Genomic DNA, 22,533 nt, shown 5'->3' on the forward strand with positions numbered 1-22,533 from the left:
CGTGCGTCTGCGTCTGATCGCGGTCGGCTCGCGCATGCCCAAGTGGGTCGAGGAAGGCTGGCATGAGTATGCCAAGCGCCTGCCCCCGGAGCTTGCGCTGGAGCTGGTGGAAATCCCGCTGAACACCCGCGGCAAGAACGCCGATGTCGCCCGCCTGATCCGTCAGGAGGGCGAGGCGATGCTGAGCAAGGTGCAGCCTGGGGAACGCATCGTCACCCTCGAGGTCCATGGCAAGCCCTGGAGCACCGAGCAACTGGCGGGCGAGCTGGACCGTTGGCGCCTGGACGCGCGTACGGTCAACCTGATGGTGGGCGGCCCGGAAGGGCTGGCGCCGGAAGTCTGCGCGCGCAGCGAACAGCGCTGGTCGCTGTCGCCGCTGACGTTGCCGCACCCGTTGGTAAGGATACTCATCGGCGAGCAGATCTACCGCGCCTGGACCGTGCTGTCCGGGCATCCCTACCACAAATGAACCTGTAAGCCTCTCCGATGCCGCAGCAGATCCGCCTCAAGGACCACGAAAAAGACGCCCGCCTGGTGCGCAACCGCGTCGTCGTGGGCGCCGTGGCGGTGGTGCTGCTCGTCTGCGTGCTGATCGCCCGGCTGTATTACCTGCAGGTCATCCAGTACGACTATCACTCGACGCTGTCGGAGAACAACCGGGTGCATGTGCAGCCGATCCCGCCGACCCGTGGGCTGATCTTCGACCGCAACGGCGTGGTGGTGGCGGACAACCGCCCCAGCTTCAGCCTGGTGATGACCCGCGAACGCGCCGGCAATGCCGGCAAGTGGCAGGAAGTGCTGGACGTGATCGTCGAGGTGCTCGAGCTCACTCCCGACGACCGTGCCCTGTTCGAGAAGCGCATGAAGCAGGGGCGCCGGCCGTTCGAGCCGGTGCCGATCCTGTTCGAGCTCAACGAAGAGCAGATTGCCCGCATCGCGGTCAACCAGTTCCGCCTGCCCGGCGTGGAAGTAGCGGCGCAGCTGGTTCGCCACTACCCCCAGGGCGCGCATTTCGCCCATTCGGTGGGCTACGTCGGGCGGATCAACGAGAAGGAACTCAAGAGCCTCGACCCGGTGAATTACAGCGGCACCCACCACATCGGCAAGACCGGCATCGAGCGCTTCTACGAAGACGAGCTGCACGGCCAGGTGGGGTATGAGGAGGTCGAGACCAACGCCCGTGGCCGCGTGCTGCGAGTGCTCAAGCGCACAGACCCGAAGCCGGGCAAGGATATCGTGCTGAGCTTGGATATCAAGCTGCAGGAAGCCGCCGAGCAGGCGCTGGGCGGGCGCCGTGGCGCCATCGTCGCCCTCGACCCGCGCACCGGCGAGGTGCTGGCGATGGTCAGCCAGCCGAGCTTCGACCCCAACCTGTTCGTCACCGGCATCGGCTTCAAGGCCTACGCCGAACTGCGCGACTCGATCGACCGGCCGCTGTTCAACCGTGTGCTGCGCGGTCTTTATCCGCCCGGCTCGACCATCAAGCCGGCAGTGGCGATTGCCGGCCTCGACAGTGGCGTGGTGACGGCGGGCAGCCGGGTGTTCGACCCGGGTTACTACCAACTGCCCAACTACGATCACAAATACCGCAACTGGAACCGCACCGGCGATGGCTGGGTTGATCTGGATGTGGCGATCATGCGGTCAAACGACACGTACTTCTACGATCTTGCGCACAAGATGGGGATCGATCGGCTGTCCAGCTACATGAACAAGTTCGGTATCGGGCAGAAGGTCGCCCTGGACATGTTCGAAGAGTCGCCCGGATTGATGCCGTCCCGTGAGTGGAAGCGCGCCACCCGCCGCCAGGCCTGGTTCCCCGGCGAAACCCTGATCCTTGGCATCGGTCAGGGCTACATGCAGACCACACCGCTGCAGTTGGCCCAGGCCACCGCGCTGATCGCCAACAAAGGCGTGTGGAATCGTCCACACCTGGCCAAGACCATCGAAGGCCAGCCCCCGGTGGACGAGAACCCCATGGAAAACATCGTCCTGCGCGACAAGTCTGACTGGGCCAGGGTCACTCACGGCATGGAGCAGGTGATGCACGGCGCCCGCGGCACCGCCCGCAAGGCCGCCATCGGCTCGCAGTACCGCATCGCAGGCAAGAGCGGCACGGCCCAGGTGGTGGCGATCAAGCAGGGTGAGAAGTACGACCGCAACAAACTCCAGGAACGCCACCGCGACCACGCCTTGTTCGTCGCCTTCGCCCCGGCCGACGATCCCAGGATCGTGGTTTCGGTGATGGTCGAGAACGGCGAGTCCGGTTCCGGCGTCGCCGCCCCCGTGGTGCGCCAGGTCATGGATGCCTGGCTGCTTGACGAGAACGGCCGGCTCAAGCCCGAGTTCGCCCCCGCCACAGTCGCCCAGGAATCGGCCCCGTGAAGAACAACTTCGACCGCATGCTCTCCAGCGAGGACGTGATGCGCAGGCGCGCCAGCTTCCTGCAGCGCATCCACATCGACGGCCCCTTGCTGCTCATCCTGCTGACGCTCGCCGCCGGCAGCCTGTTCGTGCTCTATTCGGCCAGCGGCAAGAACTGGGACCTGCTGATGAAGCAGGCCAGTTCCTTCGGCATCGGCCTGGTGTCGATGTTCATCATCGCCCAGCTCGAGCCGCGCTTCATGGCGCGCTGGGTGCCGCTGGCCTACCTGGCCGGGGTGTTCCTGCTGATCGTGGTGGACGTCATGGGCCACAACGCCATGGGCGCGACGCGCTGGATCAACATTCCCGGGGTGATCCGTTTCCAGCCCTCGGAATTCATGAAGATCATCATGCCGGCGACCATCGCCTGGTACCTGGCCAAGCGCACGTTGCCGCCGCAGCTCAAGCATGTGGCGATCAGCCTGGTCCTGATCGGCGTGCCGTTCATCCTCATCGTGCGCCAGCCTGACCTGGGCACGGCCTTGCTGATCCTCGCCTCGGGTGCCTTCGTGCTGTTCATGGGCGGGCTGCGCTGGCGCTGGATCGTCAGCGTGATTGCCGCGGCGGTGCCGGTGGCGGTGGCGATGTGGTTCTTCGTCATGCACGACTACCAGAAGCAGCGCGTACTGACCTTCCTCGACCCGGAAAGCGACCCGCTGGGCACCGGCTGGAACATCATCCAGTCCAAGGCGGCGATCGGTTCGGGCGGGGTGTTCGGCAAGGGCTGGCTGCTGGGCACCCAGTCGCACCTGGACTTCCTGCCGGAAAGCCACACCGACTTCATCATCGCCGTGCTCGGCGAGGAGTTCGGCCTGGTCGGCATCTGCCTGCTGCTGCTGATCTACATCCTGCTGATCGGCCGCGGGCTGATGATCACCGCCCAGGCCCAGACCCTGTTCGGCAAGCTGCTCGCGGGCAGCCTGACCATGACCTTCTTTGTTTATGTGTTCGTCAATATCGGTATGGTCAGCGGCCTACTGCCCGTGGTGGGCGTGCCGCTGCCCTTCATCAGCTATGGCGGAACTTCGTTGGTGACGCTGCTGTCAGCGTTTGGCGTTCTGATGTCGATCCATACGCACCGTAAATGGATTGCACAGGTTTGAAAAAGGTGAAGAATTTCATGCAAGCAGTGCGTGGCTGGGCTGCCCGCCTGGCGCCGTTCTTCGGCGCAGTGGGGCTGCTCGGCGCAATCCAGCAGGCCAATGCCGGTGACTACGACGGCTCGCCCCAGGTGGCCGAGTTCGTTGGCGAGATGACTCGCGACTACGGCTTCGCCGGCGAGCAACTGATGGGCGTGTTCCGCGAGGTGCAGCGCAAGCAGGCGATCCTCGATGCGATATCGCGGCCGGCCGAGCGGGTCAAGCCGTGGAAGGAATACCGCCCGATGTTCATCACCGACGCGCGCATCGCCCGCGGTGTGGACTTCTGGCGCCAGCACGAGGCCGTGCTGGCCCGCGCCGAACAGGAATACGGCGTGCCGGCGCAGTACATCGTCGCGATCATCGGCGTGGAAACCTTCTTCGGTCGCAACACCGGCAACTACCGGGTCATCGATGCCCTGTCCACGCTCGGTTTCGACTACCCGCCACGGGCCGAATTCTTCCGCAAGGAGCTGCGCGAGTTCCTTCTGCTGGCCCGCGAGGAGCAGCTTGATCCGCTCACGCTCAAGGGCTCCTATGCCGGCGCCATGGGCCTGCCGCAGTTCATGCCGAGCAGCTTCCGCGCTTATGCCGTGGACTTCGACGGCGACGGCCACATCAATATCTGGAACAACCCGGACGATGCCATCGGCAGCGTCGCCAGCTACTTCAAGCGTCATGGCTGGGTACCCGGGGAACCTGTGGTCAGCCGCGCCAGCGTGGCCGGCGCACGGGTCGACGAAGGCCTGACCACCGGCATCGAGCCGACCAGGACGGTCGCGCAGTTGCGGGCGCTGGGCTGGTCGGGTCATGATGCGCTGCGCGATGATCTGCCGGTCACCGCCTTCCGCCTGGAAGGCGCCGATGGCCCCGAGTACTGGATGGGCCTGAAAAACTTCTACGCGATCACTCGCTACAACCGCAGCGTGATGTATGCCATGGCGGTGCATCAGCTTTCCGAACAGCTGGTTCTGGCACGGGGCGTCAAGTAAATGCGCGAATTTTTCACCGTCAATACCGCAAAACTGCTCACCTGCGTCGCTGTCGGCCTGGTGCTGGCCAGCTGCTCGTCGAGCCGGCCCTCCACCCCGCAGAGCGGCAACACCGTGCGCGCGCAGCCGGGCCTGGACATCAATCGTGCGCACAAGGACGGCGCGCCCTGGTGGGACGTGGACGTCAACAAGATCCCCGACGCCACGCCGACCGTGCACACTGGCAACTACAAGGCCAACCCCTACACGGTGCTGGGCAAGACCTACTACCCGATGCAGGACTCGCGCAACTACCGCGCCGAAGGCACCGCGTCGTGGTATGGCACCAAGTTCCACGGCCAGAACACCGCCAACGGCGAGCTGTACGACCTGTACGGCATGAGCGCGGCGCACAAGACCCTGCCCCTGCCGGCCTATGTGCGAGTGACCAACCTGGCCAACGGCCGCAGTGTGATCCTGCGGGTCAATGACCGTGGCCCGTTCTATTCCGACCGTATCATCGACCTGTCCTACGCCGCGGCGAAGAAGCTCGGCTATGCCGAGACCGGCACCGCGCACGTGCGCGTCGAAGGGATCGACCCGCAGCAATGGTGGGCCCAGCGTGGCCAGCAGCCGCCGATGGTGCTCAAGGAACCGCAGGTGGCCCAGGCCCAGCCGATTGCCGCGAGCACCGGCCGGGTCGAGCAGTGGACCCCGCCACCGCAGCAGCACGCGGCGCCGGTGGTGCCGGTGCAGGTGGGCGGCAACAATGTGCCGAACGCAAGTGGCGGCAGCATCCTGCAGGTGGGCGCATTCGCCAACCCGGATGCCGCCGAGCTGCTGCGCTCGAAGCTGAGCACCATGGTCAGCGCGCCGGTGTTCATCAGCTCCGTGGTGCGTAACCAGCAGACCCTGCACCGGGTGCGCCTGGGGCCGATCAACAGCCAGGGCGAGATCCAGCAGGCGCAGGACAGCATTCGCCTGGCGAACCTCGGTCAGGCCAAGGTCGTCACTGATTGAGACCAATCGCGGGGCAAGCCCGCTCCCACGTCCCGCATTGCAGACGGCGTGGGAGCGGGCTTGCCCCGCGATGAATCGACACGCCGATCTGTCGGTTTGTTCATGAATTGCCGGGCAATGACATGTACAATGCCCGCTTTTGCCCGCAGCGGCATTACGTCGCACTGTCGGGCCAGGCCACCGGCCATAAAACTAGACTGACGGGGCGCTGGGCAAACGAACTTGCCCACGGAACATCAGACCATTAGCGATTTACGAGAGACGGATGAACATCACCAACCTTGCCAAACGACTTTGCCTGCCCGTTCTGCTGATGATCATGCCTGCTGCCTTCGCAGCGGAGCAGATGATGCCGGCACCACCGCAACTGGCCGCCAAGTCCTACGTACTCATGGACGCGTCCAGCGGCAACGTGCTGGTCGAGAACAACGGTGACGAGCGCCTGCCGCCGGCCAGCCTGACCAAGCTGATGACCGCCTACATCGCCACCTTGGACATCCGTCGCGGCCAGATCGGCGAGAACGACCCGGTCACCGTCAGCGAGAACGCCTGGCGCACCGGTGGTTCGCGCATGTTCATCAAGGTCGGCAGCCAGGTCACCGTCAGCGACCTGCTGCACGGCATCATCATCCAGTCCGGCAACGACGCCTCGGTCGCCCTGTCCGAGCACATCGCCGGCAGCGAAGACGCTTTCGCCGACATGATGAACAAGACCGCCACCGACCTGGGCATGGCCAACAGCCACTTCATGAACCCGACCGGCCTGCCGAACCCCGAGCACTACTCCTCGGCCCACGACATGGCCCTGCTGGCACGCGCGATCATCAACGAAGATCCGGCGCACTACGCCATCTACTCGCAGAAAGAGTTCTTCTGGAACAACATCAAGCAGCCGAACCGTAACCTGCTGCTGTGGCGCGACAAGACCGTCGATGGCCTGAAGACCGGCCACACCGACGAAGCCGGCTACTGCATGGTCGCCTCGGCCGTGCGTGACGGCCAGCGCCTGATCGCCGTGGTGTTCGGCACCAACAGCGAGCAGTCCCGCGCCGCCGAGACCCAGAAGCTGCTGACCTACGGTTTCCGCTTCTTCGAAACCCAGACCTTCTACCAGAAAGGCACCGAGCTGACCCAGGCCCAGGTATGGAAAGGCGCGACCAACCAGGTGAAAGCCGGCCTGGCCAACGACCTGACCATGACCATGCCTAAAGGCCAATTGAAGCGCCTCCAGGCTTCGATGACCATGAACCCGCAACTGACCGCTCCGATCGCCAAAGGTGACGTGATCGGCAAAGTGGAAGTCAAACTGGACGAGAAAGTGGTTCACAGCGCCGACCTCATCGCCCTTGACGGCGTGGAGGAAGCTGGTTTCTTCGGCCGTATGTGGGATAGCATCCGCCTGTTCTTCTACGGTTTGTTCAACTGATACGTGACCAGCGCGCCCCCGTGAACCAGGCGGGGGCGATGTTGCTGCCACGGCTTACGAGGCCGTTTCCGCCATGAGCGAAGAAGACGTCAAGTCGCACAAGATCGAATTCCCCTGCGAGGACTACCCGATCAAGGTGATCGGTGACACCGTTGTCGGTTTCCGCGACACCGTGATCGAGATCCTCAGCAAGCACGCCAAGGTCGACCTGTCGACCCTGGCCGAGCGCCAGAGCAAGGAAGGCAAGTACACCACGGTGCAACTGCATATCGTTGCCGAGAGCGAAAACCAGTTGCACGACATCAACAGTGCCCTGCGTGCCACCGGCATCGTGAAAATGGTGCTGTGATGTCCGGCGTGCTCGGTATTCGCGATCTTGGCCTGCAGCCCTATGAACCGGTGCTGCAGGCCATGCGCCGCTTTACCGAGCACCGCGGCCCGGACAGCCAGGACGAAGTCTGGCTGGTCGAGCACCCGCCGGTCTTCACCCAGGGCCAGGCCGGCAAGGCCGAGCACCTGCTGATCCCGGGGGAGATCCCGGTGGTACAGACCGATCGCGGTGGCCAGGTCACTTATCACGGCCCCGGCCAACTGGTGGCCTACCTGCTGCTGGATGTGCGGCGCCTGAGCATCGGCGTGCGCGAGCTGGTCAGTCGCATCGAGCAGACGCTCATCGACCTGCTCGCCAGCTACGGCGTGCAGGCGGTGGCCAAGCCCGATGCCCCGGGCGTCTACGTCGATGGCGCGAAGATCGCGTCCCTTGGCCTTCGAATCCGCAACGGTCGTTCCTTCCACGGCCTTGCCCTGAACGTGGACATGGACCTTGCGCCATTCCGCCGAATCAACCCCTGTGGGTATGCGGGGCTGGCCATGACCCAGCTGCGCGACCTGGCAGGCCCGATCGAACTTGACGAGGTCAGGACAAGGCTGCGCGGACAGCTGGTCAGGCACCTCGACTATGCTGAGCAGACGACCCTGACGGGCGGAATCGACTGATTATGACAACTGTGCAAGAAGCCGTGCCGAACCTGATCCCCACGCAAGACGTGACCCCGCGCCCTGCGCCGAAGAAAGTCGAGGCCGGCGTGAAGCTGCGCGGCGCCGAGAAGGTGGCGCGCATCCCGGTGAAGATCATCCCCACCGAAGAACTGCCGAAAAAGCCTGACTGGATTCGCGTGCGCATCCCGGTTTCGCCGGAGGTCGACCGCATCAAGCAACTGCTGCGCAAGCACAAGCTGCACAGCGTGTGCGAAGAGGCCTCCTGCCCGAACCTGGGCGAGTGCTTCTCCGGCGGCACCGCGACCTTCATGATCATGGGCGACATCTGCACCCGTCGCTGCCCGTTCTGCGATGTCGGCCACGGCCGTCCGAAGCCATTGGACCTGGACGAGCCGAAGAACCTGGCCATCGCCATCGCCGACCTGCGTCTTAAGTACGTGGTGATCACCTCGGTGGACCGCGATGACCTGCGTGACGGCGGTGCCCAGCACTTCGCCGATTGCATCCGCGAAATCCGCGCGCTGTCGCCGGGCGTCCAGCTGGAGACCCTGGTGCCGGACTACCGCGGGCGCATGGACGTGGCGCTGGAAATCACCGCACAGACGCCGCCGGACGTGTTCAACCACAACCTCGAGACCGTGCCGCGCCTGTACAAGGCCGCGCGTCCGGGCTCGGACTACGACTGGTCGCTGGACCTGCTGCAGAAGTTCAAGCAGATGGTCCCGCATGTGCCGACCAAGTCCGGCCTGATGCTGGGCCTGGGCGAGACCGACGACGAGGTGATCGAGGTCATGCACCGCATGCGCGAGCATGACATCGACATGCTGACCCTCGGCCAGTACCTGCAGCCGTCGCGCAACCACCTGCCGGTACAGCGCTTCGTGCACCCGGACACCTTCGCCTGGTTCGCCGAGGAAGGTTACAAGATGGGCTTCAAGAACGTCGCCTCCGGCCCGCTGGTGCGCTCGTCGTACCACGCCGACCAGCAGGCCCACGAAGCCAAGATCAAGCTCTGAACCGGGCTTGAGCGGGACATGCCGATGCGCGCCGGAAGGCGGCATCGGCATTTTTGTTTTTGAGCGATCTGTTTCAAGCGACAAGCTGCAAGGAGTGGCGCGATGAATTGCCTGGAAACTGCTGAATACCTGTTGCCCAAGGCCTTGCCTGACAACGCCCGTTTCGCCATCGTCGCCCCGGCCGGGCCGGCGCGGCTGGACACCGACAAGGCTCGTCAGTGGTTCGAAAGCCGTGGCCAGCAGTGCCGCATCTACCCTGGGGTGCTGCAGGCGGACGGTTACCTTGCCGGCAGCGACGAGCAACGCCTGCGTGACCTGCACGATGCATTCAGCGCCCCGGACATCGACGCCATCCTGTGCATGCGCGGCGGTTACGGCAGCATGCGCCTGCTGGACCGCATCGACTTCGAACTGATCCGACGCCATCCCAAGCCGCTGGTGGGTTACAGCGACATCACCGCCCTGCATTCGGCGCTCAACCGACATGCCGGGATGCTGGCCTTCCATGGCGCAATGCTCAATGCCGACCTGTTGGGGGGCAAGCTCGAGCCCACCGTCAGCTCACTGTTCGGACAGCTACGGGGGCGGCTGGGGGCGGGTGATGCGATTGACCACCCTGTCGAGTTCCCGCTCACCAGCGTGGTGCCCGGGATTGCCAGCGGGCGTCTGGTTGGCGGCAACCTGTCGCTGCTCGGCTCCACGCTGGGGACGCTGGCGGAAGCCGACACCCGGGACAGCATCCTGTTCATCGAGGACGTCAACGAGCCGCTCTACCGTGTCGACCGACTGCTGACCCAACTGCGCCTGGCCGGCAAGCTGGAAGGGGTGCGAGGGGTGCTGGTGGGGGACTTTGCCGGGATTACGGTGGCGGCGATGACGCCGCTGCTGCTGGACATCTTCGGCCCGCTCGGGGTGCCGGTGCTGGCCGGGTGGCGCAGTGGGCACTGTGATCCGAATGTGTGCTTGCCGATGGGGGCAAGTGTGCGACTGGATGCTGAAGAGCAGAGTCTGGTGCTGTTGCAGGATCTGTTCAGGGGTTGAGATCGCCGGGGCTGCTTTGCAGCCCTTTCGCGGCACGAGGCCGCTCCTACAGGGGATTGCAATCGCCTGTAGGAGCGGCCTTGTGCCGCGAAAGGGGCGCAAAGCGCCCCTCTGCGCTCTCTAGCGGCGCAGGCTATCAAGCAGCTTGTGGGTCGGATAACCATCCGCCGGCCAACCCTGGGCCTGCTGCGCATTGCGGATTGCCTTGCGGGTATTGGCGCCGATGATCCCATCCGGATTGCCTGCTTCATGCCCGTTGGCATTGAGCAAGGTCTGCAACTCGATTCGCTCGCTGCGGCTCAGCGGCAGGTCCTCTTTCGGCCAGCTGCCGGCAATGAACCCCCATCCGGAGAAACGATCCCCCAGCAGGCTCACCGCCAGCGCGTAGGACGACGAATTGTTGTACTTGAGGATGGCGCGGAAGTTGTCCAGTACCAGGAATGCTGGCCCCTTGGCACCTGCGGGCAGCAACAGGGCGGCGGGCAGCTGGTCGCTGCCGGTTGGCAGGGTGGTGCCGGCCGGCAGTTTCACGCCCAGCTGCAGCCACTCGTTGACGCTCTTGCGCTGGCTGCCATCGGCCAGCCAGTAGTCGAAGTCGGCGGGCACCTGCACCTCGAAGCCCCAGGGTTGGCCACGTTTCCAGCCGGACGCCTGCAGGTAGTGCGCGGTGGAGGCCAGGGCGTCGGCGGTGCTGTTCCAGATGTCGCGACGGCCGTCACCGTCGAAGTCCACGGCGTGGGTCAGGTAGGTGGTCGGGATGAACTGGGTCTGGCCCATGGCGCCAGCCCAGGAGCCACGCATCGCATCGGGCTGGATATCGCCGTTCTGCAGGATCTGCAGGGCGGCGATCAGCTGGTCCTGGGCGAACTGCGGACGCCGGCCCTCATAGGCCAGGGTGGCCAGTGAGCGGATCACCGACTTGCTGCCCTGGAACTGGCCGAAGTTGCTTTCCATGCCCCATACCGAGACCAGAACCTGGCGATCGACACCGTAGCGTTGTTCGATGCGGGTCAGCAGATCGGCGTTCTGCTCGAGCAGTTTCTTGCCGTTGCGCACGCGTAGCGGCGACAGGGCGCCGTCCAGGTACTCCCACACCGGGCGGGTGAACTCGGGTTGGCTACGGTCGGCCTTGATCACGTCCATGTCCGGGGTGACGCCGAGGAAGGCGCGGTCGAACAGGCTGGCACTGATACCGGCTTGCAGGGCTTGTTGGCGGAAGCCGGCCTGCCATTGGGCGAAGGTCTGCAGGGGCTGGATTTCACCGTTGGCCTCGGGCGCGGTGCCGGGCAGGGTGGCGACGGGGGCGGGCTGGGCGGGCGCCAGCGGCAGGGCGTCGGCGGCGGTGGGTTTCTCGGCGCAGGCGACGAGCAGGATGAAGCTTGTGGCCGCGATCAGCTGGCGGGGTTGCCAGCGGAGAGTGAGACGAGAGGGCATGCACAGATCCAGAATTGCAGGTCAGGTGCCGACCATACCATGCCTGCGCATTTCATGCCTTTCATGCCGCCATAAAGCAGGAAGCCTCCCAATCTCTCGATTGGAAGGCTTCGCGGCGGTAGCTGCCTTTGCCTTTTTCCGGTCGTTCCTGGCGGCAGCGGAACAGCGGTTGGGCGACGATGGACTTGGCCTTGTTGGGGCCGTGCTTTTTCGGTTTCTTGCTCATGGTGGGTTCCCGGTCTGGGTGGATGGCGCGCGCACTTTAGGCCTGTAGCGCTACCTGAGCCAATTGATTGTGTTTATGGCGGCGGGCCTGATCGCGGGTCAAGCCCGCTCCCACGACATCTTTGTGGGAGCGGGCTTGACCCGCGATGGGTTTTACTCGGCAGGCAGTGCCAATCGCTGTCCGGCCATCAGCAGCGACAACCGCGCCAGGCTGGTCCAGGGCGAGCCCTCTGCCTGCCCCTTGATCTGCGCATCAATACGCTGGGCATCCTGCAGCAACATGGCCCAGCGCTGAGCTGACAGGCGCTGCAAGGCCTTGCTCACCAGCGGGCGGCGTTTGTCCCACACCGGGGGGCGTGCCTGGCTGAACGCCTTGTCCAGTGGCACACCCTGGCTGAACTGCTGTGCAAGCCCTGCCAGCAGGCGCAGCTCGCGGGCCAGGGCCCAGAGAATCACCGGAGGCTCGACACCTTCGCCGCGCAACCCTTCGAGCATGCGCAAGGCGTGGGCCGCCTCGCCGTTGAGAATGGCATCCACCAGGCCGAAGACATCGAAGCGGGCGCTGTCAGCGACGGCGGCCTGGACGGTCTCCACGGTGATCTGGTTACCCTCGGCCAGCAGCTTGAGCTTCTCGATCTCCTGGGCGGCGGCCAGCAGGTTGCCCTCGACCCGGGCGGCGATCAGGTCGACGGCGTCTCGCTGGGCCGAAAGACCGGCCTGGGACAGGCGCTGGTTGATCCACTGTGGCAACTGCTGGGCGTCCACCGGCCAGATCTGGATGAACTGGCAGTGCGCGCCTTCGATCAGGGCCTTGCCCCACTTGGTCTTCTGCGCACTGCCATCGAGCTTGGGCAGGCTGATCAGCAGCAGCGTGTCCTCGGCCGGGTTGGCGCAGTATTCCATCAGCGCGGCGGCACCCTTGTCGCCGGGTTTGCCCGAGGGCAGGCGCAGTTCCAGCAGGCGGCGCTGGGCGAACAGTGACAGGCTGGCGCCGGCCAGCAGCAGGTTGCCCCAGTCGAAGTTGGCGTCGGCGCTGAATACCTGGCGTTCGTCGTAACCCTGCTGCCGAGCAGCGCTACGGATGGCGTCGGCGGCCTCCTGGCACAGCAGCGGATCGTCGCCGCTGACGATGTAGACGGGCGCCAGCTGGCCTTGCAGGTGCTTGTTGAGTTGGGCGGGAGCGAGCTTCATGGGGAGAGGCGGGGCACCTGAGGTGCCCCGATCAGGCTCAGGGAGCCGGGACTTCCAGCGGCGACTGCTGGGGCGTCTCGTCCTGGATGCGCTGGGCTTCCTGCATGGCCCGGGCTTCGGCTTCGGCACGCTCGTTGGCCTTGCGCTGCAGGTCGTCGAGGTGTGCCGGGGTCAATTGCTGGAGGCGGACCATCATGCCTTGTACCAGGTCACGACGGATTTCCTGGCGTACCTGGACGGCTTCCTGGCCGGAACCAGTAATGTTGTTGCCGTTGTACACGTAATACTTCTGCACCTGCAGTTTGTCTTCCAGCAGGATCGTGTCGTTCTGGCCTTCGACCGCGTAGTTCAGCACGACGGTCAGCTCGTACTCCGCCGAGCGGTTGCCACCACTGTAGGTGGCGGCACGCTGGGATTCCTGCTCGTTGGTGAGCACGAGCTTATAGGGTGCGCCGGTATAGACCTTCACGCCACTGTTCTGCAGTGTGCGGCGCAGTTGGGTGACCGTTTCGCCATAGGCGTTGCGTGCGCTGAGGTCCAGTTCCTTGATGGTCAGCTCGGTGGTGCCGGTGCCGCGCAGCTGGAAACCGCAGGCGCTGAGCAGGACAGCCAGGCCCATTACCAGCAGATTGCGTTTGATCATGTGTGTTGCTCCCTCGTGGACCGATTACGCCCGCCTGCAGGGTGTGCAGGCGGGCGTTGCCATCAGTTGGCGACGATGTTGACCAGTTTGCCCGGTACGACGATGACCTTGCGGATGGTCAGGCCGTCGGTGAAGCGCAGGACGTTCTCGTTGTTGCGGGCGGCGGCTTCGATTTCCTCGCGGCTGGCGGCGGCCGGCATCTCGACCTGGCCACGCAGCTTGCCGTTGACCTGCACCACCAGTGTCACGGTGTCCTGCACCAGGGCGCTTTCGTCGACCGTCGGCCAGGCCGCGTCGATTGCCGCCTGGTCGTGGCCCAGCGCCTTCCACAGCTCGTGGGAGATGTGCGGGGTGATCGGCGCCAGCAGCAGGGTGACGGCCTCGAGGCCTTCCTGCAGCAGGGCGCGGTCCTGGGCGCTGGCCTGTGGCGCCTTTTCCAGCACGTTCATCACGGTCATCACCTGGGCGATGGCGGTGTTGAACTTGTGGTACTGGCCCACGTCGGTGCTGGCCTGCTTGATGGCGGCATGGATGGCGCGGCGGATGACCTTCTGCTCGTCGCTCAGGGCGGCGATGTCCAGCTGGCCCGGCAGGCCCTGGGCCACATGGGCCTGGGCCAGGCGCCAGACACGGCGCAGGAAGCGGCTGGCACCCTCGACGCCGGAGTCGGACCACTCCAGGCTCATGTCGGGTGGCGAGGCGAACATCATGAACAGGCGGCAGGTGTCGGCGCCGTAGGCTTCGATCATCGACTGCGGGTCGACACCGTTGTTCTTCGATTTCGACATCTTCTCGGTGCCACCGATCTCCACCGGCAGGCCGTCGGTCTTCAGGCGCGCGCCGATGATCTTGGCCTTGGCGTCACGCTCGATCTCGACATCGGCCGGGTTGAACCAGTCCTTGCCGCCGTTGCTGGCGACACGGTAGTACGTTTCGGCGACGACCATGCCCTGGGTCAGCAGGTTCTTGAACGGCTCGTTGGAGGTGACCAGGCCTTCGTCACGCATCAGCTTGTGGAAGAAGCGCGCGTACAGCAGGTGCAGGATCGCGTGTTCGATGCCGCCGATGTACTGGTCCACCGGCAGCCAGTGGTTGGCGGCTTTCGGATCGACCAGGCCCTTGTCGTAATTCGGCGAGGCATAGCGGGCGAAGTACCAGGACGACTCGACGAAGGTGTCCATGGTGTCGGTTTCGCGCTTGGCCGCGCTGCCGCATTTCGGGCAGGTGCACTCGTAGAACTCGGGCATCCGCGCCAGTGGCGAACCGGCGCCGTCCGGCACCACGTTTTCTGGCAGGGTGACCGGCAGCTGGTCTTCCGGCACCGGCACATCGCCGCAGGACGGGCAGTGGATGATCGGGATCGGGCAGCCCCAGTAGCGCTGGCGGCTGATGCCCCAGTCGCGCAGGCGGAACTGGGTGCGGGATTTGCCCAGGTCCTTGCGGATCAGCGCGGCTTCTATGGCGTCGAAGGCGCCCTGGAAGTCCAGGCCGTCGAATTCACCGGAGTTGATCAGCTGGCCGTGCTCGCCGTAGGCGGCCAGCCACTCGCTGCCGACTTCGTCGCCGACGCTGGTGCGCACCACTGCCTTGACCGGCAGGTTGTACTTGTGGGCGAACTCGAAGTCGCGCTCGTCGTGGGCCGGCACGGCCATCACGGCGCCATCGCCGTAGTGCATCAGCACGTAGTTGGCGACCCATACCGGCAGCTTCTCGCCGGTCAGCGGGTGCTCGACGCACAGGGAAGTGGCCATGCCCTTCTTCTCCTGGGTGGCCATGTCGGCCTCGGCAACGCTGCCGCTCTTGCACTCGTCGATGAACGCTTGCAGCGCCGGGTTGCCCTGGGCCGCCTGGGTGGCCAGCGGGTGCTCGGCGGCGACGGCGACGTAGGTGGCGCCCATCAGCGTGTCGGGACGGGTGGTGAAGACCTTCAGGGTGCCTTCGTGGCCGATGCTGGCCTGATCGTACGGGAACTGTACTTCCATGCCGCGGGACTTGCCGATCCAGTTGCGCTGCATGGTCTTGACCTGCTCAGGCCAGCCCGGCAGCTCGTCGAGGCTTTCCAGCAGCTCGTCGGCGTAGTCGGTGATGCGGAAGTAGTACATCGGGATTTCGCGCTTTTCGATCAGCGCGCCCGAACGCCAGCCACGGCCGTCGATGACCTGCTCGTTGGCCAGTACGGTCTGGTCCGCCGGGTCCCAGTTCACGGTGCCGTTCTTGCGGTAGATGATGCCTTTCTCGAACAGGCGGGTGAACAGCCACTGCTCCCAGCGGTAGTAGTCCGGCTTGCAGGTGGTGACTTCACGCGACCAGTCGATGGCCAGACCCAGGCTCTTGAGCTGGGTCTTCATGTAGTCGATGTTCTCGTAGGTCCACTTGGCCGGAGCGACGTTGTTCTTCATCGCGGCGTTTTCCGCCGGCATGCCGAAAGCGTCCCAGCCCATCGGTTGCAGGACGTTCTTGCCCAGCATGCGCTGGTAGCGGGCGATCACGTCACCGATGGTGTAGTTGCGCACATGGCCCATGTGTAGCTTGCCGCTCGGGTACGGGAACATCGATAGGCAGTAGTACGTGTCTTTGCCTGGCTGTTCGGTGACAGCGAACGATTGTTGCTCGTCCCAGGCATTCTGGGCGGCGGCTTCTACATCACGGGGCGTGTATTGTTCGTGCATGGCTACTTTGTATTGAGAGGAATAAGAGACATGTTCCAGGCAGCTCGACCTCGCTGCGTCCGGCACTCCGGGATCTTATGAGAGTGAACGCCGTAGCATACATGAGCGCCGCGCGTCGTGGGAAACCCTGATTGCATCGCCCGTCGCGCGGGCCGTTGGTCGCAGCGCCCGGCCGCTTTTGCGAGTGACGCTAAGCTCATCTGTGGGGGGAGATATTCTTACCTTCAATGAGGTGAACGGATGGGAGAGTCGCAACTAACCGCAAACAAGCCGGAGCTTTACGAACGCCTGATCGACCGCCTGGGCCTGGCACTCGAAGTGGCCCGGACCTCGGTGCGATTGCGCGACGAGATGCCTGCCGAACTGGAGTTGCGTGGCCTGAGCCATGCCGAGTTCGAGGTCATCAAGGCCTACCTGGAATCCCTCCCGGAGGGCCGTTTTGCCAGTGCCGGTGCCTACCCGCAACCGGAGCCGTCCTCGGCCAGGATCGTCTGGCTCAAGGACCGCAAGCGCTCCGGCGCCCCAGCCAGCTCCAGGACGTTGCCGTCCCGATAGCCGTTCAGGGTTGCAGGCGCGGTACTACGCGCCGGTTTTTCACAATGCACGCATCGATCGGCGCCGGTTGCCCTTGAGGCCCGGTGCCGATCCTCTTAGGCTGCACGCCTTCCATGGAGGTGTGTGATGCCGATCCGCTTTTTCATCAAACAATGGCTGATGCCGCCCGGCATCCTGTTCCTGCTGTTGCTGGTCGCCTGGTGGTGGCGCCGTCGCCGTCCACGCCTGGCGGCGGCCTGCTTTGCCCTGGGCGTGGGTGGTTTGTGGCTGATGAGTCTGCCGTTGACCGTCGAGCAGGTGGCCCGGGCCCTTGAAACAGAACCTGCGTTGATGGCGGATGAATGGACAGGTCTGGCGGCCAGGGCCGATGCCATTGTGGTTCTGGGCGCCGGGCGCGAGCGCGGTGATCCGGCGTGGGCCGGTACTGACCAGCCGACCTACGTGGCACTGGAGCGCATGCGCTATGCCGCCCACCTGGCCAAGGCCTCGGGATTGCCGGTGCTGACCAGTGGTGGCCTGCACTATGGCACGCCACCCAGCGAGGCTCAGCTGATGGCTGATCGGCTACAGGCCGATTTCGCTGTGAAGGTCACTTGGAAGGAGGAAGCCAGCCACACCACCTGGGAAAACGCCGAGTTCAGCGCGAAGGTGTTGCAGCCATTGGGCATCCGGCGGGTGGTGGTGGTGACCCAGGCCTGGCACATGCAGCGTGCACGCTGGAGCTTTGAACGGGCCGGGTTCGAGGTGGTGCCGGCGCCGGTGGGTTTCCTCGGGCGCGATCATGCAAGACCGTTCGCGGGATTGCTGCCGGAAAGCCGGGCCATGTGGCAGAGCGGGCAGTTGCTGAATGAAGCGGTGGGTTTGCTGGGGTATCGGTTGTTCTACTGATGCCCAGCGCACACGGCCCTCTGTAGGAGCGGCCTCGTGCCGCGAAAGGGCCGCAAGGCGGCCCCGCGATCTGTGCATGTACGCCAAGACCCCGGGGCTGCTTCGCAGCCCTTTCGCGGCACGAGGCCGCTCCTACACGGGAGGCGCCGTCGCTCAGACGGTCTTGGCGATCCGCCCGGCCAGCAGCGCCCAGCCCAGCAACAGCACGCAGACAATTGCCAGCGGCCACGAGCGCCATTGCAGGTAAGGCGTCAGCTGCTGCATCGGCACCACCTCGCCGTACAGCACGGCCCTCTGGAACTGCGGGATCTGCGCGGTGATCCTGCCGAACGGGTCGATCAGCGCGGTCACGCCGTTGTTGGTGGCGCGGATCATCCAGCGACCGGCCTCGAGCGCGCGCATCTGGGCCATCTGCAGGTGCTGCAGCGGTCCGATCGAGGTGCCGAACCAGGTGTCGTTGCTGATGGTCAGCAGCAGGTCGCTGCGCGCGGCAAGGCCTGCGGCGAACTCGGGATAGACCACTTCGTAGCAGATGTACGGGGCCACCTGGTAACCCTTGGCCTGCAGCAGCGGCTGGTCTTCGGGGCCGCGGGCGAAGTCCGACATCGGCAAATTGAAGAACTCGATCAGGCCGCGCAGCATGTCCTGCAGCGGCACGTACTCGCCAAACGGCACCAGCTTCTGCTTGAGGTAGGTGCCGTCGCCTTCGCCGGCCACGGTGATGCCGTTGTAGTAGCGGCGCTGGTGGTGAACCATCTGCCGTATCGGCACCCCGGTGATCAGCGCCGAATGCCGTTCGGCGGCAAAGGTGCCCATCATGTCGATGTAGCCCTGGGCCTGGTCCTTGAGCACCGGCACGGCGGTTTCCGGCCAGACCAGCAGGTCGACGGGCTTCGAACTGAAGCTCATGTCGCGGTACAGCGCCAGTTGCGCATTGACGTGCGCCGGGTCCCATTTCAGGTCCTGCTCGACGTTGCCCTGCAGGGCGGCGACCTTCAATGGATCGCCCGCCGGCTTGGTCCAGGCGTGGTCCTTGAGGGTCAGGCCGAGGATCCACGGCGCCACCAGCAACACCGCACCAGCGGCCAGGAACGCACGGCGCTCACGCAGGCGGTACAGGTTGCATAGCAAGGCGGCGCTCAAGGCCAGGACGAAGGACACCAGCCAGACGCCGCCCAGCGGGGCGAGGCCGGCGAGCGGGCCGTCGAGTTGGCTGTAGCCGGCGTAGAGCCAGGGGAAACCGGTGAGGAACCAGCCTCGGAAGGCCTCCTGCAGCAACCACAGGGCGGCGAAACACAGGGCATCGGCCAGTGGCGCTTCGTCACGACGCAACCAGCGCGCCCAGAGCCAGGCGGGCAAGGCGAAGAAGAATGCCAGGCAGGCGAAGAACGCCAGCAGCAGGGCGATCGCCAGCAGCGGCGAGGCACCGCCGTAGGTGTTCATGCTGACGTAGATCCACCAGGTGCCGGCGCCGTAGAGGCCGAAGCCGAAGCTCCAGCCACGGCCCAGGGCCTGGCGCGGCGTCAGTTCGCGCAGGCCGGCGTAGAACAGGGCGATGGACAGGATGGCCAACGGCCAGACGTCGAACGGCGCCAGGGCCAGGAGGGTGGAGGCGCCGGCCGCCATGGCCAGCAGGTTACCGGGCCAGCCGGGGCGGGTGATCCAGCGCATGTCGTTCCTTAACGATTGATCGGTGTCAGGCGCAGCAAGTGTATCCGGCGGCTGTCGGCATTGAGAATACGGAAACGATAGTGACCGATCTCGGTGGTCTCGTTGCGCTTGGGCAGGTGGCCGAAGGCGCTCATTACCAGGCCGCCGACTGTGTCGAACTCGTCATCGGAGAATTCGCTGTCGAAGAACTCGTTGAAGTTATCGATCGGCGTCAGCGCCTTGACCAGGAAGTCACCGCTGGGCAGCGGCTTGATGTAGCTGTCTTCTTCGACATCGTGCTCGTCCTCGATATCGCCCACGATCTGCTCGAGCACGTCCTCGATGGTCACCAGGCCCGCCACGCCGCCGTACTCGTCGATGACGATGGCCATGTGGTTGTGGTTGGCGCGGAATTCGCGCAGCAGCACGTTCAGGCGCTTGGACTCGGGCACGAAGGTGGCCGGGCGCAGCAGGTCCTTGATGTTGAAGCTGTCGCCGTTCTCCTTGAGGATCAGCGGCAGCAGGTCCTTGGCGAGCAGGATGCCGAGCACATCGTCGTGGCTTTCGCCGATCACCGGGTAGCGCGAGTGCGCGGCGTCGATCACCGCCGGCAGGAACTCGCGTGGCGACTGGCTGGCCTTGATGCTGATCATCTGCGAGCGCGGCACCATGATGTCGCGCACCTGCAGGTCGGCGACCTGGATGGCGCCTTCGACGATGGTCAGCGCTTCGCTGTCGAGCAGCTTGTTCTGATGGGCTTCGCGCAGCAGCTCGAGGAGCTCCTGGCGGTTTTTCGGCTCATGGGCAAAAGCCTGGGTCAGCTTACCCAGCCAGGACTTTTGCCCGTTGCTCGATCGGTCTTCGCTCATGGCGGTTACTCGTGATCCTTGCAGTGTCAGTGTGTGATTGATTCGGCTTCGTCGTCGGCGTACGGGTCCGGATGACCCAGTTCCGCCAGCAATGTTCGTTCCAGCGCTTCCATCTCCTCGGCCTCATCGTCCTCGATGTGGTCGTAGCCGAGCAGGTGCAGGCAGCCGTGGATGACCAGGTGCGCCCAGTGCGCCTCGAGGGCCTTGCCCTGTTCGGCGGCCTCGCGCTCGACCACCGGCACGCAGATCACCAGGTCGCCCAGCAACGGGATGTCGAGCAGCTCGTCGGGCACATCGGCGGGGAAGGACAGCACGTTGGTCGCGTAGTCCTTGTGCCGGTAGGTGTGGTTCAGCTCGCGGCCTTCGGCTTCGTCGACCAGGCGGATGGTCATCTCGGAGTCGGCGCTGCGCTGGCGCAAGGCAAGCTCGCACCAGCGGCGAAAGGCGTTGTCGTCGGGGGCGGCGGCGTCCGTGGCCCGTTGCAGGTCGAGTTCAAGCATCTTTGCCGGGTGCCTCGGGCTTGGCCTGACGGGCGTCGAAGCGGTCGTAGGCTTCGACGATGCGCTGCACCAGCGGGTGGCGCACCACATCCTTGGGTTGGAAATGGGTGAAGCTGATACCCGGGACGTCCCTGAGCACCTCGATCACATGGGCCAGCCCTGACTTGGTGCCGCGCGGCAGGTCGACCTGGGTGATGTCGCCGGTGATCACCGCGGTCGAGCCGAATCCGATGCGGGTGAGGAACATCTTCATCTGCTCGAGGGTGGTGTTCTGGCTCTCGTCGAGGATGATGAAGCTGTTGTTCAGGGTGCGGCCGCGCATGTAGGCCAGCGGTGCGATCTCGATCACCTGGCGCTCGATGAGCTTGGCCACGTGCTCGAAGCCGAGCATCTCGTAAAGCGCGTCGTAGAGCGGGCGCAGGTACGGGTCGATCTTCTGGGCGAGGTCGCCGGGCAGGAAACCAAGCTTTTCGCCGGCCTCGACCGCCGGGCGCACCAGCAGGATGCGGCGCACCTGTTCACGCTCCAGTGCGTCGACCGCGCAGGCCACGGCCAGGTAAGTCTTGCCGGTACCGGCCGGGCCGACGCCGAAGTTGATGTCGTTGGCCAGGATTTCCTTGACGTAGCGCTGCTGGTTGACGCCGCGTGGGCGGATGTTGCCCTTGCGCGTGCGCAGCGAGACGCTGACTTCGTTGACGGCCGGGTTCTCGAGGTTCTCAACCGTCGATTCCTGCAGATAGAGATGGACCGTTTCCGGCGACAGGTCGGTGGCCTTGGCCTCGCGATAGAGGCGGCGCAGCAACTGTTCGGCAGCGGAGGTGGTCTTGGGTTCGCCGATCAGTTCGAACTGATTGCCGCGGTTGCGGATTTCGATAGCCAGGCGTTGTTCGATCAGGCGCAGGTGCTCGTCGAACTGGCCGCACAGGTTGGCGAAACGATGGGCCTCGAAGGGCTCGAGGATGAAACGATGGGGTTGTATGGGTGCGTTCAAGGTCGTTTTTAGCCGCTCGACGGCAATGAATGTGAACTCAAGAATAACCCTTGAGTGGCAGTGGCGAAAGCACTGAAACGATCAAGGGTCGGTACGACGCTTCCGATCCGCGTGTCGATCATGGCAGGGCAAGTTGACGAAACGATGATGCCGGCGGACCGCACAGGGCTCGAGGCGGTTCAGGGCAGGGGAGAGAAGGGCGTGCGGCCTTCGGCGTTCTGCAGTTCCAGCAGGTATTTGCGGAAGATCTGGCCGAGCACCTGGGTGGCGTGCTCGAGCTCGTCGCGGGGCATCTGCCCGCTGACTTCGTCGGCCATGTCCAGGGCGTCTTCGGCGCCGTTGACCGCGGCGATCTTGAGCAGGATGTAGGCCTGCACGTTGTTGGCCTTGACCCCTTCGCCATGGAAGAACATCGAGCCGAGGCGGTACTGGGCCTGCCCCTGGCCCTGCAGCGAGGCCTTTTCAAACCACTTGAGCGCCTTGTCGAGATGGCGCGGCGTGCCGCTGTAGTAGAACTCGCCCAGCTCGTACTGCGCTTCGGCATCCCCGGACTCCGCCGTCTGCTCGCAGGCCTTCAGGGCGTTCTCCTGGTCCTCGGGCGCAGCATCGAGAGTGCAGCGGCCCGCCGCCGGAATCAGCAACGAGTTACCGCCCTCTGCCAGGGCCAGCAGGGGCTGAAGAAGCAACAGGCAGCCCAGGGTCAGGGCGCGGCCGGTGCGGTTCATGGGGATCGACTTACCTCTGCAAAGCTACGGCCAATGTCTCTGGTGGCACATTATGGGATAAGCAGCGCCTACCTTACAAAGTTTTACTCGAATTTCTGTCCTGCTGGCGAATCGGCTGACTGTGTAGGAGCGGCCTTGTGCCGCGAAAGGGCTGCGA

At 64.8% G+C, this 22,533-nt stretch carries 22 protein-coding genes; 12 read left to right on the forward strand and 10 right to left on the reverse strand.

Translation table 11 applies throughout. The features are described from left to right. Position 1: 1 nt before the first annotated feature. The 10 genes from rlmH (at position 2) to AC0MAZ_RS06500 (ending at position 10,036) form a co-directional block, all read left to right on the forward strand. Positions 2-469: a 23S rRNA (pseudouridine(1915)-N(3))-methyltransferase RlmH gene (rlmH, locus tag AC0MAZ_RS06455; protein WP_023631106.1), complete on the forward strand. Its 468-nt coding sequence runs from the start codon at positions 2-4 to the stop codon at positions 467-469. A 17-nt stretch (positions 470-486) separates the two neighbouring features. Next, positions 487-2,385 (forward strand): penicillin-binding protein 2, encoded by a 1,899-nt coding sequence (gene mrdA, locus AC0MAZ_RS06460; RefSeq protein ID WP_475860696.1) that lies wholly within the window; start codon positions 487-489, stop codon positions 2,383-2,385. A 38-nt stretch (positions 2,386-2,423) separates the two neighbouring features. Continuing rightward, positions 2,424-3,527 (forward strand): rod shape-determining protein RodA, encoded by a 1,104-nt coding sequence (gene rodA, locus AC0MAZ_RS06465; protein ID WP_203652712.1) that lies wholly within the window; start codon positions 2,424-2,426, stop codon positions 3,525-3,527. Between the two features lie 17 nt (positions 3,528-3,544). Continuing rightward, complete coding sequence (gene mltB / locus AC0MAZ_RS06470) at positions 3,545-4,555, forward strand: lytic murein transglycosylase B (RefSeq protein ID WP_203648163.1); 1,011 nt, start codon at positions 3,545-3,547, stop codon at positions 4,553-4,555. Next, complete coding sequence (locus tag AC0MAZ_RS06475) at positions 4,556-5,554, forward strand: septal ring lytic transglycosylase RlpA family protein (RefSeq protein WP_203648162.1); 999 nt, start codon at positions 4,556-4,558, stop codon at positions 5,552-5,554. A gap of 265 nt (positions 5,555-5,819) precedes the next feature. Next, positions 5,820-6,980: a D-alanyl-D-alanine carboxypeptidase family protein gene (locus tag AC0MAZ_RS06480; RefSeq protein WP_203648161.1), complete on the forward strand. Its 1,161-nt coding sequence runs from the start codon at positions 5,820-5,822 to the stop codon at positions 6,978-6,980. A 73-nt stretch (positions 6,981-7,053) separates the two neighbouring features. Next, complete coding sequence (locus tag AC0MAZ_RS06485) at positions 7,054-7,329, forward strand: DUF493 domain-containing protein (protein WP_011535839.1); 276 nt, start codon at positions 7,054-7,056, stop codon at positions 7,327-7,329. Continuing rightward, positions 7,329-7,976 carry a lipoyl(octanoyl) transferase LipB gene (lipB, locus tag AC0MAZ_RS06490; protein ID WP_203648160.1) on the forward strand — a complete coding sequence of 216 codons (648 nt, stop codon included), beginning with the start codon at positions 7,329-7,331 and terminating at the stop codon, positions 7,974-7,976. The genes AC0MAZ_RS06485 and lipB overlap by 1 nt, the downstream gene beginning before the upstream one ends. 2 nt (positions 7,977-7,978) lie before the next feature. Beyond that, entirely contained in the window at positions 7,979-8,995 is a 1,017-nt protein-coding gene (gene lipA / locus AC0MAZ_RS06495; RefSeq protein WP_028690392.1) for a lipoyl synthase, read from the forward strand. 102 nt (positions 8,996-9,097) lie between these two features. Beyond that, on the forward strand, positions 9,098-10,036 hold the full coding sequence (locus AC0MAZ_RS06500) for a S66 peptidase family protein (RefSeq protein WP_475860700.1): 939 nt from the start codon (positions 9,098-9,100) through the stop codon (positions 10,034-10,036). A gap of 120 nt (positions 10,037-10,156) precedes the next feature. Here AC0MAZ_RS06500 and AC0MAZ_RS06505 read toward each other — a convergent pair whose 3' ends face one another. From AC0MAZ_RS06505 to leuS, 5 genes are all read right to left on the reverse strand, one after another. Then, the gene (locus tag AC0MAZ_RS06505) at positions 10,157-11,470 is read right to left on the reverse strand and encodes a lytic murein transglycosylase (protein WP_475860702.1); all 1,314 of its coding nucleotides are present in this window, start codon (positions 11,468-11,470) and stop codon (positions 10,157-10,159) included. 61 nt (positions 11,471-11,531) lie between these two features. After that, positions 11,532-11,696 carry an alternative ribosome rescue factor ArfA gene (gene arfA, locus AC0MAZ_RS06510; protein WP_028690395.1) on the reverse strand — a complete coding sequence of 55 codons (165 nt, stop codon included), beginning with the start codon at positions 11,694-11,696 and terminating at the stop codon, positions 11,532-11,534. 152 nt (positions 11,697-11,848) lie between these two features. Beyond that, entirely contained in the window at positions 11,849-12,886 is a 1,038-nt protein-coding gene (gene holA, locus AC0MAZ_RS06515) for a DNA polymerase III subunit delta (RefSeq protein ID WP_069016289.1), read from the reverse strand. 37 nt (positions 12,887-12,923) lie between these two features. After that, positions 12,924-13,529, reverse strand: coding sequence for an LPS-assembly lipoprotein LptE (locus tag AC0MAZ_RS06520; RefSeq protein ID WP_203648158.1), 606 nt, complete (start codon positions 13,527-13,529; stop codon positions 12,924-12,926). A gap of 62 nt (positions 13,530-13,591) precedes the next feature. Further along, entirely contained in the window at positions 13,592-16,198 is a 2,607-nt protein-coding gene (leuS, locus tag AC0MAZ_RS06525; protein ID WP_203648157.1) for a leucine--tRNA ligase, read from the reverse strand. Positions 16,199-16,438: 240 nt separating this feature from the next. Here leuS and AC0MAZ_RS06530 point away from each other — a divergent pair, with 240 nt between their 5' ends. Both AC0MAZ_RS06530 and AC0MAZ_RS06535 read left to right on the forward strand, forming a co-directional pair. Then, positions 16,439-16,753, forward strand: a complete 315-nt coding sequence (locus tag AC0MAZ_RS06530; RefSeq protein ID WP_110737917.1) for a hypothetical protein — start codon at positions 16,439-16,441, stop codon at positions 16,751-16,753. Between the two features lie 126 nt (positions 16,754-16,879). Further along, positions 16,880-17,641: a YdcF family protein gene (locus AC0MAZ_RS06535; protein ID WP_475860707.1), complete on the forward strand. Its 762-nt coding sequence runs from the start codon at positions 16,880-16,882 to the stop codon at positions 17,639-17,641. A gap of 153 nt (positions 17,642-17,794) precedes the next feature. Here AC0MAZ_RS06535 and lnt read toward each other — a convergent pair whose 3' ends face one another. The 5 genes from lnt to AC0MAZ_RS06560 form a co-directional block, all read right to left on the reverse strand. Beyond that, complete coding sequence (gene lnt / locus AC0MAZ_RS06540) at positions 17,795-19,312, reverse strand: apolipoprotein N-acyltransferase (RefSeq protein ID WP_475860709.1); 1,518 nt, start codon at positions 19,310-19,312, stop codon at positions 17,795-17,797. 8 nt (positions 19,313-19,320) lie between these two features. Then, complete coding sequence (locus AC0MAZ_RS06545) at positions 19,321-20,160, reverse strand: HlyC/CorC family transporter (RefSeq protein ID WP_203648154.1); 840 nt, start codon at positions 20,158-20,160, stop codon at positions 19,321-19,323. A gap of 26 nt (positions 20,161-20,186) precedes the next feature. Then, positions 20,187-20,660 carry an rRNA maturation RNase YbeY gene (ybeY, locus tag AC0MAZ_RS06550; RefSeq protein WP_203648153.1) on the reverse strand — a complete coding sequence of 158 codons (474 nt, stop codon included), beginning with the start codon at positions 20,658-20,660 and terminating at the stop codon, positions 20,187-20,189. Continuing rightward, positions 20,653-21,651, reverse strand: a complete 999-nt coding sequence (locus tag AC0MAZ_RS06555; RefSeq protein WP_203648152.1) for a PhoH family protein — start codon at positions 21,649-21,651, stop codon at positions 20,653-20,655. Before AC0MAZ_RS06555 ends, ybeY begins: the two co-directional genes overlap by 8 nt. 179 nt (positions 21,652-21,830) lie before the next feature. Then, positions 21,831-22,376 (reverse strand): tetratricopeptide repeat protein, encoded by a 546-nt coding sequence (locus AC0MAZ_RS06560; protein WP_203648151.1) that lies wholly within the window; start codon positions 22,374-22,376, stop codon positions 21,831-21,833. Positions 22,377-22,533 lie beyond the last annotated feature (157 nt).

This window comes from Pseudomonas sp. A, assembly GCF_056270345.1.

Bases quoted from the DNA above. Each gene is read 5' to 3' on its own strand.
- arfA (WP_028690395.1), bottom strand. From the start codon at position 11,696: ATGAGCAAGAAACCGAAAAAGCACGGCCCCAACAAGGCCAAGTCCATC.
- leuS (WP_203648157.1), bottom strand. From the start codon at position 16,198: ATGCACGAACAATACACGCCCCGTGATGTAGAAGCCGCCGCCCAGAAT.
- AC0MAZ_RS06480 (WP_203648161.1), top strand. From the start codon at position 5,820: ATGAACATCACCAACCTTGCCAAACGACTTTGCCTGCCCGTTCTGCTG.
- lnt (WP_475860709.1), bottom strand. From the start codon at position 19,312: ATGCGCTGGATCACCCGCCCCGGCTGGCCCGGTAACCTGCTGGCCATG.
- AC0MAZ_RS06505 (WP_475860702.1), bottom strand. From the start codon at position 11,470: ATGCCCTCTCGTCTCACTCTCCGCTGGCAACCCCGCCAGCTGATCGCG.
- AC0MAZ_RS06530 (WP_110737917.1), top strand. From the start codon at position 16,439: ATGGGAGAGTCGCAACTAACCGCAAACAAGCCGGAGCTTTACGAACGC.
- AC0MAZ_RS06475 (WP_203648162.1), top strand. From the start codon at position 4,556: ATGCGCGAATTTTTCACCGTCAATACCGCAAAACTGCTCACCTGCGTC.
- rodA (WP_203652712.1), top strand. From the start codon at position 2,424: ATGCGCAGGCGCGCCAGCTTCCTGCAGCGCATCCACATCGACGGCCCC.
- lipB (WP_203648160.1), top strand. From the start codon at position 7,329: ATGTCCGGCGTGCTCGGTATTCGCGATCTTGGCCTGCAGCCCTATGAA.
- AC0MAZ_RS06535 (WP_475860707.1), top strand. From the start codon at position 16,880: ATGCCGATCCGCTTTTTCATCAAACAATGGCTGATGCCGCCCGGCATC.
- mrdA (WP_475860696.1), top strand. From the start codon at position 487: ATGCCGCAGCAGATCCGCCTCAAGGACCACGAAAAAGACGCCCGCCTG.
- AC0MAZ_RS06560 (WP_203648151.1), bottom strand. From the start codon at position 22,376: ATGAACCGCACCGGCCGCGCCCTGACCCTGGGCTGCCTGTTGCTTCTT.
- holA (WP_069016289.1), bottom strand. From the start codon at position 12,886: ATGAAGCTCGCTCCCGCCCAACTCAACAAGCACCTGCAAGGCCAGCTG.
- AC0MAZ_RS06520 (WP_203648158.1), bottom strand. From the start codon at position 13,529: ATGATCAAACGCAATCTGCTGGTAATGGGCCTGGCTGTCCTGCTCAGC.
- ybeY (WP_203648153.1), bottom strand. From the start codon at position 20,660: ATGCTTGAACTCGACCTGCAACGGGCCACGGACGCCGCCGCCCCCGAC.
- AC0MAZ_RS06500 (WP_475860700.1), top strand. From the start codon at position 9,098: ATGAATTGCCTGGAAACTGCTGAATACCTGTTGCCCAAGGCCTTGCCT.
- AC0MAZ_RS06545 (WP_203648154.1), bottom strand. From the start codon at position 20,160: ATGAGCGAAGACCGATCGAGCAACGGGCAAAAGTCCTGGCTGGGTAAG.
- mltB (WP_203648163.1), top strand. From the start codon at position 3,545: ATGCAAGCAGTGCGTGGCTGGGCTGCCCGCCTGGCGCCGTTCTTCGGC.
- lipA (WP_028690392.1), top strand. From the start codon at position 7,979: ATGACAACTGTGCAAGAAGCCGTGCCGAACCTGATCCCCACGCAAGAC.
- AC0MAZ_RS06485 (WP_011535839.1), top strand. From the start codon at position 7,054: ATGAGCGAAGAAGACGTCAAGTCGCACAAGATCGAATTCCCCTGCGAG.